This is a genomic window from Kitasatospora sp. NPDC127116, from assembly GCF_042677365.1.
Taxonomy (GTDB): domain Bacteria; phylum Actinomycetota; class Actinomycetes; order Streptomycetales; family Streptomycetaceae; genus Kitasatospora; species Kitasatospora lactacystinica.
Genome location: NZ_JBHXTL010000011.1, coordinates 50,039 through 62,125 on the forward strand (window position 1 = coordinate 50,039; position 12,087 = coordinate 62,125).

The following is a 12,087-nucleotide window of genomic DNA, read 5'->3' on the forward strand; positions in this document are numbered from 1 at the left end:
GGCGAGCGCCGGGCGGGGCTCCCGCTTGACCCTGACGTTGGCGGCAGGGTCGCAGGGTGGGGCCATGGACGACGAGAGCGGGACGCGGGGCAGGGTCGTGGTGGTCACCGGGGCCGGGACGGGGATCGGGCGGGAGACGGCGCGGGCCTTCGCGGCCGAGGGGGCGCGGGTGCTGGCGGTGGGACGGCGGCTCGAACCGCTGGCCGGGACGGCGGCCGCGCACCCGGCGCTGATCGAGCCGCTGACCGCGGACGTGACCGGGCCGGACGCGCCGGAGGAGATCGTCCGGGTGGCCGTGGAGCGGTTCGGGCGGCTGGACGTGCTGGTCAACAATGCCGCGATCGTGCAGAGCCGGCAGGGCCTCGACGGTTTCGACCGGGCGGGCGTCGAGGCGCTGCTGGCCACCAACCTGGTCGCCCCGGTGCTGCTCGGGCAGGCCGCGCTGCCCGAGCTGGAGCGGAGCCGGGGCGTGGTGGTCAACGTCAGCACGGCCGTCGGGCAGCGGGGCTGGCCGGGCAACTCGGTGTACGCGGCGAGCAAGGCGGCGCTGGAGACGGTCACCCGCAGCTGGGCGGTGGAGCTGGCGCCGCGCGGGGTCCGGGTGGTGGCGGTGGCGCCCGGGGCGATCGACACACCGATCGGCGAGCACTCCGGGTACGGCCCCGAGCAGCGGGCGGCGATCCGGCGGTGGCAGATCGAGCACACCCCGCTGGGCCGGATCGGCCGCCCGGCGGAGGTGGCCTGGGCGATCACCCAACTGGCCTCGCCGCAGGCCTCGTTCGTGACCGGCGTAGTGTTCTCGGTGGACGGCGGCGCGCTGGTGGGCTGACCGGGAGGGGACGGGTGGCGGTGCGGATCGGCGAGCTGGCGGCCCGGACGGGCAGTACCGCGCGCGCTCTGCGGCACTACGAGCAGGCCGGGCTGATCGAGTCCGGGCGGGCGCCGAACGGCTACCGCGAGTACGGCGGGTCGGCGGTCGTCCGGGTGCGCAACATCCGCGCGCTGGTCGCCGCCGGGCTCACCCTGGAGGACCTCCGGCCGCTGCTGGGGTGCCTGGACGGGGACGTGCTGGCGGGCCGGCCGTCCGCACGGGTGCTGGGGATCGCCCGGGAGCGGCTGGCGGTGCTGGAGCGCCGGATCGCCGCCCAGACGGAGGCCCGCGACCGGCTGGTGGCGGCGCTGACGGCGGCCGGGGAGGCGGATCCGGTGCCCGCGGGCACCGACCCGGCGCCCGCTGACGCCAGCCCGGCGCCCACCGGCGGGTGACACCCCCGTTCGGGGGTGTGCAGGGCGCGGACGGGGGAGGACAGTGGGCGCATGCAGATTCCACTCTCCGTGATGGACTTCCTCGACCGGGCCGAGCTGGTCTACGGCGACCGGGTCGGCATCGTCGACGAGCCGGTGCAGCCGGCCGAATCCTGGGGCGAGCTGAGCTACCGCAGGGTCGCCGAGCTGGCCCGGGCCCAGGCCGCCGGGCTGGACCGGCTCGGCGTCGGGCCGGGCGAGCGGGTCGCGGTCGTCTCGCACAACTCGGCCCGGCTGCTGACCTCCTTCTTCGGGGTGAGCGGGCACGGCCGGGTGCTGGTGCCGGTGAACTTCCGGCTGAAGGCCGAGGAGGTGTCGTACATCGTCGAGCAGAGCGGCGCCTCGGTGCTGCTGGTCGACCCCGAGGTCGCCGACTCCCTGCACGGGGTGGTGGCCAAGCACAAGTTCGTGCTGGGCGCGGACAGCGACGCCGTGCTGTACGACTTCGACGGCACCCCGCGGCGGTACGCGGTCGACGAGAACGACACCGCCACCATCAACTACACCAGCGGAACCACCGCCCGCCCCAAGGGCGTTCAGCTCACCCACCGCAACATCTGGCTGAACGCGACGCTGATGGGCCTGCACTACGGCGCGAACGACCGGGACGTCTACCTGCACACCCTGCCGATGTTCCACGCCAACGGCTGGGGCCTGCCGTTCTCGCTCACCGGCCTGGGCGCCCGGCACATCGTGCTGCGCAAGGTGGACGGCGCGGAGATCCTGCGCCGGGTCGAGCGGCACGGGGTGACCTTCCTGTCCGGCGCGCCGGCCGTGGTCCAGATGGTGCTGGACGCGGCCGCCGACCTGGACGGCCCGGTGCCCGGCCGGGACCGGGTGCGGATGATCGTGGCCGGCGCCCCGCCGCCGACCTCGGTGGTGCAGCAGGTCGAGGAGCAGCTGGGCTGGGAGTTCATGCAGTTGTACGGCCTGACCGAGACCTCCCCCGCGGTCACGGTCAACCGCACCCGGGCCGAGTGGGACGCGCTGCCGGCCGCCGAGCGGGCCGAGAAGCTGGTGCAGGCGGGCGCCCCGGCGCTCGGCACCCAGCTGCGGGTGGATCCGTCCGGGGAGGTGCTGGTGCGCTCCAACACCGTCCTGGACGGCTACTGGCAGCAGCCGGAGGCCTCGGCCGAGGCACTGCGGGACGGCTGGTTCCACACCGGCGACGGCGGCACCCTCACGGACGGGCAGCTGACCATCTCCGACCGCAAGAAGGACGTCATCATCAGCGGCGGGGAGAACGTCTCCTCGATCGAGGTGGAGGACTGCCTGTACGACCACCCGGCGGTCGCCGAGACGGCGGTGATCGGCGTGCCGCACGAGAAGTGGGGCGAGACGGTGAAGGCGCTGGTGGTGCTCAGGGAGGGCCACGAGGCGGTCACCGAGGCCGAGTTGATCGCGCACTGCAAGCAGCGGCTGGCCGGCTACAAGTCGCCCACCACGGTGGAGTTCCGGGACGCCCTGCCGCGCACCGCCACCGGGAAGCTGCAGAAGTTCCGGCTGCGCGAGCCGTACTGGACCGGGCGGGAGCGCCAGGTCAACTGACGAGCCCCGACTCCCGCGCCGCGAGGGCGAGTTCGGTCCGGTTGCGGACGCCGAGCTTGTGCATCGCGGACTTGAGGTAGCCCGTCACCGTGTTGCAGGTCAGGCCCAGCCGGGCGGCGATCTCCGGGTTGGTCCGGCCGGTCGCCGCCCAGCGCAGCACCTCGTGCTCGCGCGGGGTCAACGGCGGTACGGGGGCGGCCTTCCGGGGCCGCTCGCGACTCCAGGCGGCGGCCCCGGCGAGCGCCCGGGCCGCCGCCCTCGCCAGCGTGCCGACCGCGGAGATCCGCACGTCCCCGAACGGGACGACGGTGCGCAGCGAGGCGTACACCACGCCGTGCACGGTGCCGCCGTCCAGCAGCGGGACGGTGAGCATCGCGTACAGGTCCTCGGCGGCCACGGCCGCGTCGTAGTGGTGCGAAATCGTCGTCGCCGCACGGTAGTCGGGCACCCAGGTCGGCGCGCGTTCGGCGAGCGCCCGGCCGCCGAGGCCGAGTCCGGCCGGGACGGGGACGTCGTGCAGCAGGTCGGCCCGGGTGCCGGCCCAGTGCCGCAGCACCATGCCCTCGCTGTCGGGGCGGCTGCCGGGCAGCGGCTCGGGCACGCCGACCAGGCCGACGTCGACACCGCACTCGGCCACCACCCGGCGGGCGAGGTCACCGAGCACGGCGTCCCGCACCAGCTCGGCGGCGCGCGCGGCCAGTTCGGGGTCGTCGGGTCGCGCAGCGTCGGCGACGGGTTGCGCAAGGTGGGGGTCCGCAGCCCTGGTCATCGCGGAATTGTCACACGCGGTGGGGCCGGTGGCGAGAGTCCTGACATGCGTGTTTCGTGGAGTCGCGGACACCGGCGGCCGGGCGGGCATAGGGTGCGCCCGTACGCTACCGGCGGGTAGCAACTGCCGGACGGCAACCGCCTTCGACCGGAGGGAAACCGATGACCGACCCGAACACCCCGGGCGACGTCCTGGGCGGACTGCTGGCGGACCTGCGGGACGAGAGCGCGGTGCTGGACGACCTGGTCGCCGGACTGCCCGCCGGGGGCTGGGCCCGCCCGACGCCCGCCGAGGGCTGGACGGTGGCGCACCAGATCGCCCACCTGGCCTGGACCGACGACTGGACGGCCCTGGCCGCGCGCGACCCGGAGGGCTTCGGCGCCTCGCTCGGCGGACGCTTCACCGAGCTGGTGGCGGCCGGCGCCGACCCGGTCGAGGAGGGCGCCCGCACGGGTGCGGCCGCCGAGCCCGCGGCACTGCTCGCCCGCTGGCGGGCCGGTCGGGCGCAGGTGCTGGCCGCACTCGCCGCCGCCCCGGCCGACGTCCGGCTGCCCTGGTTCGGCCCGCCGATGAAGCCCGCCTCGATGGCCACCGCCCGGCTGATGGAGACCTGGGCGCACGGCCAGGACGTCGCGGACGCACTCGGCGCCACCCGTGAGCCCACCGACCGGCTGCGGCACATCGCCCACCTGGGGCTGCGCACCCTGGGCTTCGCCTTCGCCCTGCACGGACTGCCCGCGCCCGAGCGGCCGGTCCGGCTCGACCTGACCGCGCCGGACGGCGGGACCTGGTCCATCGGCCCGGCCGGGGCCGAGGACGTGGTGTCCGGCCCCGCCCTGGACTTCTGCCTGCTGGTGACCCAGCGCCGCCACCGGGACGACCTCGCCCTCACCGCCACCGGGCCGGTCGCCACCGCCTGGCTCCCGATCGCCCAGGCCTTCGCCGGGGCACCGGGCAAGGGGCGGCAGCCGGAGGCGCGGGCGTAGGGACCGCCCCGCTCAGAGGCCGATCCGGAGCGGGGCGAGCCGGGTGGCGATCAGGTTGGTGGCGCCCCGGTCGCGCTCGATGTGCCCGTGCACCAGCAACCCGGCCCGGTCCAGGGCGGTGCGGCGCTGGGACTCCCAGACCGGGCGGTTGCAGATCACGTTGATCAGCCCGGTCTCGTCCTCCAGGCTGAGGAAGAGCACCCCGCCGGCCGTCGGCGGCCGCTGCCGGTGGGTGACCAGGCCGCCGACCACCACCGCCGTTCCCGGCGGTACGTCCGGGAGCCGGTCGGCACAGAGGGCGCCGCCGCGCTCCAGCCGGGCACGCAGGTGCTGGAGCGGGTGGCTGGTGGCGGAGGTGCCGGTGGCCCACAGGTCGGCGATGGTCTCCTCGACCGGGCTCATCCCGGGCAGCTCCGGCGCCTCGGTACCGGGCGTGGTGCCGGGGATCAGATCGGCCGAGATCCCGGCGAACGCCCCTGCCGCCCACAGCGCCTGACGCCTCGTCAACCCGAAGCAGTCGAAGGCCCCGGCCGTCGCCAGCGCCTCCAGGGCGGGCCCGGGCAGGCCGGTGCGGCGGGCGAAGTCCTCCAGGTCCGCGTACGGCTGCCCGGCCACGACCGCCTCGGCCTGCGGGGTGCCGATGCCGCGCACCGTCTCCAGGCCGAGCCGGATCGCCGGCTGCGGGCGCCCTGCCGTCAGCGGCGGCCCGGGGGTCGGCCCCCGGTACGGTTCCAGGGTGGGCCGCGCCCCACTGGCGTTGACGTCCACCCCGCGCACCCGCACGCCGTGCCGGCGGACGTCCGCGACCAGGCTGAGCGGCGAGTAGAAGCCCATCGGCTGGTTGGCCAGCAGGGCACAGGTGAAGGCCGCCGGGAAGTGGTGCTTCAGCCAGGCGCTGGCGTACACCAGGTAGGCGAAGCTGATCGCGTGGCTCTCCGGGAAGCCGTAGTTGGAGAAGGCCTCGATCTTGCCGTAGACGTCCTCCGCCACCTCGGGCGGGATGCCGCGCTCGGCCATCCCGCCCAGCAGCCGGTCGCGCAGCCGGGCGACCCGCTCGTGCGAGCGCTTGGCGCCCATCGCCTGCCGCAGCCGGTCGGCCTCGGCCGGGGTGAACCCGGCGCAGTCGATGGCGAGTTGCATCATCTGCTCCTGGAACAGCGGCACCCCCAGGGTCTTGCCGAGCGCGTTCTCCATCAGCGGGTGCGGGCAGCCGGCCGGCTCCGCCCCGGCGCGGCGCCGCAGGTACGGGTGGACGGAGCCGCCCTGGATCGGTCCGGGGCGGATCAGCGCGACCTCGACCACCAGGTCGTAGAAGTGGTCCGGCTTGAGCCGGGGCAGGGTCGCCATCTGCGCCCGGGACTCGACCTGGAACACGCCGACGGTGTCGGCCCGGCGCAGCATCGCGTACACGCCCTCGTCGTCGTCCGGGATGGTGGCCAGGTCGTAGCGCAGACCGTGGTGCTCCGCGACCAGGTCGCAGGCGTCGTGCAGGGCGGCCAGCATGCCGAGGCCGAGCAGGTCGATCTTCACCAGTCCGGCGCCGGCGGTGGACTCCTTGTCCCACTGGAGCACGGAGCGCCCGGGCATCCGGGCCCACTCGGTGGGGCAGATCTCGCCGATCGGCTCCCGGGTGAGCACCATGCCGCCCGAGTGGATGCCCAGGTGCCGGGGCAGGCCGTGCAGCTGGGTGGCGAGCTGGAGCACGTCGGCGGGGATGACGGCGTCCGCGCCGGGGGCGGAGCGGAAGTCGGTCTGCCGGCTGAACGCGTCCACCTGCCCCTGCGGGTAGCCGAGCACCCGGGCGGCGTCGCGGATCGCCAGCCGGGGCCGGTAGGTGATCACATTGGCGACCTGGGCGGCGTGCTCGCGCCCGTAGCGGCCGTAGACGTACTGGATGACCTCCTCGCGGCGGCGGTTCTCGATGTCCAGGTCGATGTCGGGCGGCCCGTCCCGGGCCGTGGAGAGGAAGCGCTCGAACAGCAGCTTGTAGTGGATCGGGTCGACGGCGGTGATCCCGAGGGCGTAGCAGACCGCCGAGTTGGCGGCCGAGCCGCGGCCCTGGCACCAGATGTCCCGGCTCCGGCAGAAGTCCACGATGTCGTGCACGATCAGGAAGTAGCCGGCCAGGTCGAGGTCCTCGATCACGTCCAGCTCCCTGCCGAGCTGGCGGCGGGCGGCGGCGTTGCCGGGGCCGAAGCGGCCCGGGCCGCCGGCCGCGACCAGGGCGCGCAGGTGGCTGATCTCGCTCTCGCCCTCGGGCACGGGGAAACCGGGCAGCTCCGGATCCAGCCGGGCGAAGTCGAAGGCGCAGGCCCGGCCGAGTTCGGCGGTGGCCCGCTGCACCCCGGGGAAGCGGGCCAGCCGGCCGGCCATCTCGCGGCCCGAGCGCAGGTGCGCGGTGCCGGCCGCCCTGGTCCAGCCGACCGCGTCCTGGAGGGTGCGGCGGTCGTGCAGCGCGGCGAGGCTCTGCGCGAGGCGGCCCTGGGCGGGGCCGGCGTGGTGGGCGTTGGTGGAGGCGACGACGGGGAGCCGCGCCGTCGCCGCGAGGGCGGCGAGGGCGTCGTTGCGCCGGTCGTCGCCGGGCAGCCACTGGTCGATCAGCTCGACGTGGACGTTCTCCCGGCCGAACGCCTCGGTGAGGGTACGGAGCCGGCGCTCGGCCTCGCCCCGGTCGGGCAGCGCGGCGGGGACCCGGCCGAGCCGGCAGCCGGTGAGCACCGCCCAGTGGCCGTCGTGCGCCCCGGCGAGCGCCGCGAGGTCGTACACCGGACTGCCCTTGGCACCGCCGGCCAGCTGGGCGGCGGCGATCGCGGCGGAGAGGCGGCGGTAGCCGGCCGGGTCGCGGGCGAGGACCAGCAGGTGCTCCTCCGCCCCGCCGCCGCGGACGGTCAGCTCGGCACCGAACACGGTGGCCAGGCCCGTGCCCCGGGCCGCCTCGGCGAGCCGGACGGCCCCGTACAGGCCGTCGTGATCGGTGATCGCGAGGCTCTCCACGCCCAGCCGGACCGCCTCGGCGACCAGGTCCTCCGGGTCGCTGGCGCCGTCCAGGAAGCTGAAGGCGGAGTGGACGTGCAGCTCGGCCCAGGGCTCGGCGGCCCTCCCGGGGCCGGGGCCGGGGCCGGGACCGGACTCGGGCTCCGCCGGAGCGGGAGGGGATTCGGGAGCGGGGGCAGGCTCGGGAGCGGGGCGGCGCAGCGGGACGACCGTGCGGTCCGGCGCCGTGCCGGTCAGCCGGCGGTGCAGCTCGCTCCAGGGGAGGGTGGGGTGGCTGGTGAAGCCCATCGGGGGTTGCCTTCGTCGTTCTCGTGCTCGTTCCACTCCCCCCGGGGTCCGGACCGACCGGACCGCTAGTCGTAGCCGGCCTCCAGGTACCAGGCACCCCCCTCCACGGTGAGCAGCAGCGCCCGGCCACCGCCCACCACGACCTGGAACCGCGCCCGGCGCCGGGCCAGCGACTGGTCCCACCAGTACTCGACCGCCGGCCAGGGACCGGTCCAGCCGTCCACCCGCTCCTCCCGGCCCCGGACCACGACCAGGGCCGGCCGGGCCGACACCCCCGCCCGGCCGTCCACCGTGACCGGCTGCCCGGCCCCGTCCAGCACCCGCACCGGTGCGGGCTCCCGCAGCACCACGGCGGGCCACACCTCCGGCAGCCGACCCGGCCAGGGCGCGTCGGCCGCCACCGCCGCCTCGTACGGCTCGCCCCACGGCACCTTGACCGCCTGCTCGCCCGGGCCGCGCCCACCCGCCGGTTCGATCCGGCGCAACCCCGCGTGGCCGAGCACCGCCTGCACCCGGGCGACCGCGCGCTCCACCCGGTCGTCCGCGACGGCCTGGCCCCACAGCGCGAGCTGGCGGCCCTGGTCCGGGGAGAGGCCGTCGGGGGCCAGCCGGAGCAGGGTGAAACCCGCGTCCTCCCCGCCTTCCCCGTTGCCGGCGAAGGTGCCCGCGCCCTGCCAGGCCTGCAGCTGCCAACGGACCCGCTCGGCCAGCGCCGTCGCGGACAACCGGCCCTCGTGCCGCCACAGCCGGGAGGCCGTCCGACCGTCCGCGCAGGCCACCTCGACGGCCACCCGGCGGCAGGTCAGCCCGGCCCCGGCCAGCCGCCGGTGCAACTGCTCGGCCAGCGTGCGGGCGACGAACACCAGCGGCTCGGCCAGCGGCTCCGGCGGGTCGAAGCGCTGCTCGACGGCGAGGTCTGGCTCCTCGTCGCGCGGCACCAGCGGGCGCGGCTGCAAACCGCGGGCCAGCCGGTGCGCGACCGTCCCGGACGGGCCGAAGCGGTCCGCGACCGACTCGGCCGGCAGGGCGGCGAAGGCCCCGACGGTGGGCAGGCCGAGCCGCCCCAGCAGTTCGGCCAGCGTCTCGTCGCCCAGCGCGCTCACCGGGTACGGGGCGAGGAACTCCGCCGTCCGGCCGGCCGGGACCAGCACCCCGGCCCGGGCGGCGAGCACGGCGGCGAACAGGCCGTCGGCGACACCGACCCGGGCCTGCGGGGCGGCTTCGGCCGGAGCGGTCCGGGTCTGCGGGGCGGCTTCCGCGTCCCGGGCCTGCGGGGCGGCTTCGGGGCGGGAGGCGGTTGCCGGTCGGGAGGCGGTTTCGGGTAGGGAGGCGGCTGCCGGTCGGGAGGCGGCTTCGGGGCGGGAGGCGGCTTCGGGGCGGGCCTCGACGGCCATCGCGCCCGGGACGGCGTCCGGGACGAGGGGCCGTCCGAGGGCGTCCGCCACCGCTCTGCCGACCTTGCCGGCCAGCGCCTCCTCGCCGCCGAAGTAGCGGCCCGGGCCCTTCACCGGGATCGCGCACAGTCCCGGACGGATCACCTCCACCCGGGGCGTGAACGCCTCCACCGCCGCGACCACCGGCTCGAAGCGGCGGGTCTCCGCCTCCGGGTCGCGGTCGCGCAGCTCCAGCTCCGGGCAGAGCCGCTGGGCCAGCTTGAGCCGCTGCCCCTGCCGCACCCCGGCCGCCCGGGCGCCCGCCGAGCAGGCGAGGATCCGCCCGCCCTCGGTCACCGCGACCGGGTCGTCGCCGGTGACGGCCACCACCGGCCAGTCCGGGCACCAGATCACCAGCACCCGGGGGGTTCCGTCGTCCGCCATCTCAGACCACCGCCGCCACGCGGGGTGCCATCGGCTCCGCCGCCGGTATCGCCGGTAGTGCCGGTAGCGCTGGTAGTGCCGGCATCGCCGGTTCCGCCACCGGCTGCGGCCGTCCCTGTCGCGGCTGCTCCTGGAGCGGGCGCACCGCGCCGTGCTCGTCGGGCAGCCAGAGCCGGGCCGTCCGGCCGCGCACCGCCGAGCCGCGGCCCTCGGCCACCACCTCCACCTGCCGGCCGACGAGCTGCCCGTGGCCGTCGCCCAGCCCGAACCAGCGCCCGGAACGCACCCCCAGCCGCAGCACCGCGCCCGGCCACGGCCCGGCGACCAGCAGCACGCAGCCGCTGCGCCGCAGCACCGCCGCCAGCCGGGCGGCCAGCTTCGGCGGCACCGGCCCGTCCGGGCGCAGCATGATCAGCTCGACCGCGCCGGCCAGCACCGAGACCACTTCGGCCCAGTGCGGCCCCGGATCGTCCGCGACCAGCAGCCGCCGCAGGTCCAGTCCGTACCCCTCGGCGGCGGCCAGCCCCAGGTCCGGCAGTCCGACCGCCGCGGCCCAGCCGCCCTCGGTCTCCTTCACCCCGGCGGCGAGCGCCAGCAGCAGCCCGGTGTCCCCGCCCGCCACCGACACCGCCGTCCCCCGGCGCAGCCCGGCGTCGGGCAGCACCTCCCGCAGCGCGGACGGCACCGGCAGCAGCCCCCGGGGCTCCGCCGTCCGCCCGGTGGCCGGTGTCGCCCGCCCCTCTCGCTCCTCCCGTTCCCCCGGCTCACCCCGCTCCCCCGGCGCGGCAGCCGGGGACGCCACCGGGCGGAGCACGGGGCGTGCGGGCTGCTCGGCGGTGGATTCGAAAACAGATTCGAAAACGGGCACACCCCCAGGATCGAACATTCGTTCGCAAAGATTCAAGTCCGACCTGGTCAACCCGCCACGGGCGCGACGCGCCGAACACCCCGGCCCCGGGGTGCCGCCTCAGCGGCGGTCGCCCCCGGGGTGATCGGGCCGGTGACCGCGTCCGGTGGCCCGGGTACCGCTTCACCCGGGGACGGCTCCAGGGTCCGGCGGACCTTCGCGGTCGGGGTCTCGGTCAGGGGTTTCGGGGTGTGCCCGGCTGGTCGATTCGGCAGCGAGGTCGCGTGCGCAGGCGTCGAGGGCGGCAGCGATCGGGCGGAGCTCGCCGAGCCGGTTGATGCGCTGCCGATGGCGGGTCTCGGCGAGCTGTCACCCGTCGCGATGTCCGCCACCACCCCCTTCCCGGACCGCTCCCCGAGGAGGGCGCCGGAGGCGATCACGGTACGGCCGTCGGGATCGGTGGCCGGCAGCGCAGCACCACCGCGGCCACCGGCTGCGGGTAGTGACGGTAGAAGCACACAGCCTGGTGACGTTCGGGGTTCCGGCCACGCTCCGACCATCGCCTGCCGCCACCGTTGCGGCGCCCCGGACTGCGTCGCCGGAGGAGGCTGGACCCACCACGCGGGAGCCCGCCGCGCGGCTCACGAACGGCGAGTCCGTGAGCCGCGCGCGGGTACCGCCCCGCACCGAGCCGTCGGCCTACGCCCCGGACACCGCGCGCGACAGACGCAGCGGCGCCTCGACGGCGTCGGCGGCGCCGAGTTCGCGCACCGCCTCCCGCCGCGTCGCCGCGACCGGAGCCGCGAGCCGAGCCAGGGTCGCCGCCGGAGCGTGGACCGTCAGCTCGAAGTCGCGGCGCGCCTTGGCGTCCGGGGCGAGCGGCAGACGGATGCGGCCGTCCGCGACCATCCGGCGGACCCGGCTGCGGCTGAGACCGAGGCCGGACATGAGCAGGCGTTCGACCCGGACCGGGACCGGCAGCTCGAAGCTCACCAGCACCGTCAGCGGGGTCGGATCGTCGATCGCGTGGAGCGGCGTGCGTACCTCCAGCTCCCAGGTGCCGCTCCAGTCCAGGCTGTAGCCGTTCTTGGCGGCGAGCGACGCACTCATCGTCAGTTCCCGCACCACGGCGAGGTCGTTGTTCTCGTACGCCTCCCTGCGGGCGGGTTCCAGCGACGACGTGTGGACGCGCTCGTGGACGGGCACCTTCGAGGTCCGGTCGCAGCCCGCGCAGCTGAGCAGCAGCCAGACGTCGAGGAGCTTGCCGTTGGCGTTGACACGGATCTTGCCCGAGGGCCGGTGCCGCATGCTGGAGCAGTCCGGGCAGCTGCGGACGGCGGTGGGCAGCGCGGACTGGCGCACGGCCCAGCGGGCCTTGCGTTCGGTATGCATGGTGGTCTGTTTCCTGGTTCAGCAGGAACGCGCGCAGGCCGGATCGACTGGATCGGCCGGGGTTCCTGGGATCTGACGAGTGCTCACGAGGGCGCGTGTCATCGCCTCGGGGCGGGTGGCCGCATGGCGGGGCGTCCCGAG

At 76.1% G+C, this 12,087-nt stretch carries 9 protein-coding genes; 4 read left to right on the forward strand and 5 right to left on the reverse strand.

What is annotated here, in order from left to right:
• The first annotated feature begins 64 nt into the window (after window positions 1-64).
• From ACFVHV_RS07230 to ACFVHV_RS07240, 3 genes are read left to right on the forward strand one after another with little or no spacing between them, the layout of a single operon-like run.
• Window positions 65-829 (forward strand): SDR family NAD(P)-dependent oxidoreductase, encoded by a 765-nt coding sequence (locus ACFVHV_RS07230; RefSeq protein WP_380349446.1) that lies wholly within the window; start codon window positions 65-67, stop codon window positions 827-829.
• Window positions 830-849: 20 nt separating this feature from the next.
• Window positions 850-1,266 (forward strand): MerR family transcriptional regulator, encoded by a 417-nt coding sequence (locus ACFVHV_RS07235; RefSeq protein ID WP_380349552.1) that lies wholly within the window; start codon window positions 850-852, stop codon window positions 1,264-1,266.
• Window positions 1,267-1,317: 51 nt separating this feature from the next.
• Window positions 1,318-2,853 carry an AMP-binding protein gene (locus tag ACFVHV_RS07240; protein ID WP_359900140.1) on the forward strand — a complete coding sequence of 512 codons (1,536 nt, stop codon included), beginning with the start codon at window positions 1,318-1,320 and terminating at the stop codon, window positions 2,851-2,853.
• Here ACFVHV_RS07240 and ACFVHV_RS07245 read toward each other — a convergent pair.
• Window positions 2,846-3,622 carry a LuxR C-terminal-related transcriptional regulator gene (locus ACFVHV_RS07245; RefSeq protein WP_359900138.1) on the reverse strand — a complete coding sequence of 259 codons (777 nt, stop codon included), beginning with the start codon at window positions 3,620-3,622 and terminating at the stop codon, window positions 2,846-2,848. The genes ACFVHV_RS07240 and ACFVHV_RS07245 overlap by 8 nt on opposite strands.
• Before the next feature lie 161 nt (window positions 3,623-3,783).
• Here ACFVHV_RS07245 and ACFVHV_RS07250 point away from each other — a divergent pair, with 161 nt between their 5' ends.
• Window positions 3,784-4,608 carry a TIGR03084 family metal-binding protein gene (locus ACFVHV_RS07250; RefSeq protein WP_380349450.1) on the forward strand — a complete coding sequence of 275 codons (825 nt, stop codon included), beginning with the start codon at window positions 3,784-3,786 and terminating at the stop codon, window positions 4,606-4,608.
• 12 nt (window positions 4,609-4,620) lie between these two features.
• Here ACFVHV_RS07250 and ACFVHV_RS07255 read toward each other — a convergent pair whose 3' ends face one another.
• The 4 genes from ACFVHV_RS07255 to ACFVHV_RS07270 all read right to left on the reverse strand — a co-directional run bounded on the left by ACFVHV_RS07255 (window position 4,621) and on the right by ACFVHV_RS07270 (window position 11,946).
• Window positions 4,621-7,890: an error-prone DNA polymerase gene (locus ACFVHV_RS07255; RefSeq protein ID WP_359900134.1), complete on the reverse strand. Its 3,270-nt coding sequence runs from the start codon at window positions 7,888-7,890 to the stop codon at window positions 4,621-4,623.
• Window positions 7,891-7,955: 65 nt separating this feature from the next.
• Window positions 7,956-9,707 carry a DNA polymerase Y family protein gene (locus ACFVHV_RS07260; RefSeq protein ID WP_359900132.1) on the reverse strand — a complete coding sequence of 584 codons (1,752 nt, stop codon included), beginning with the start codon at window positions 9,705-9,707 and terminating at the stop codon, window positions 7,956-7,958.
• 1 nt (window position 9,708) lies between these two features.
• Entirely contained in the window at window positions 9,709-10,575 is an 867-nt protein-coding gene (locus ACFVHV_RS07265; protein ID WP_359900130.1) for a hypothetical protein, read from the reverse strand.
• 678 nt (window positions 10,576-11,253) lie between these two features.
• Window positions 11,254-11,946 carry a DUF1062 domain-containing protein gene (locus ACFVHV_RS07270; protein ID WP_359900126.1) on the reverse strand — a complete coding sequence of 231 codons (693 nt, stop codon included), beginning with the start codon at window positions 11,944-11,946 and terminating at the stop codon, window positions 11,254-11,256.
• Between the last annotated feature and the right edge of the window lie 141 nt (window positions 11,947-12,087).

Coding starts and splice junctions, on each gene's coding strand:
- ACFVHV_RS07255 (WP_359900134.1), bottom strand. CDS start 7,890: ATGGGCTTCACCAGCCACCCCACCCTCCCCTGGAGCGAGCTGCACCGC.
- ACFVHV_RS07270 (WP_359900126.1), bottom strand. CDS start 11,946: ATGCATACCGAACGCAAGGCCCGCTGGGCCGTGCGCCAGTCCGCGCTG.
- ACFVHV_RS07245 (WP_359900138.1), bottom strand. CDS start 3,622: ATGACCAGGGCTGCGGACCCCCACCTTGCGCAACCCGTCGCCGACGCT.
- ACFVHV_RS07240 (WP_359900140.1), top strand. CDS start 1,318: ATGCAGATTCCACTCTCCGTGATGGACTTCCTCGACCGGGCCGAGCTG.
- ACFVHV_RS07230 (WP_380349446.1), top strand. CDS start 65: ATGGACGACGAGAGCGGGACGCGGGGCAGGGTCGTGGTGGTCACCGGG.
- ACFVHV_RS07260 (WP_359900132.1), bottom strand. CDS start 9,707: ATGGCGGACGACGGAACCCCCCGGGTGCTGGTGATCTGGTGCCCGGAC.
- ACFVHV_RS07250 (WP_380349450.1), top strand. CDS start 3,784: ATGACCGACCCGAACACCCCGGGCGACGTCCTGGGCGGACTGCTGGCG.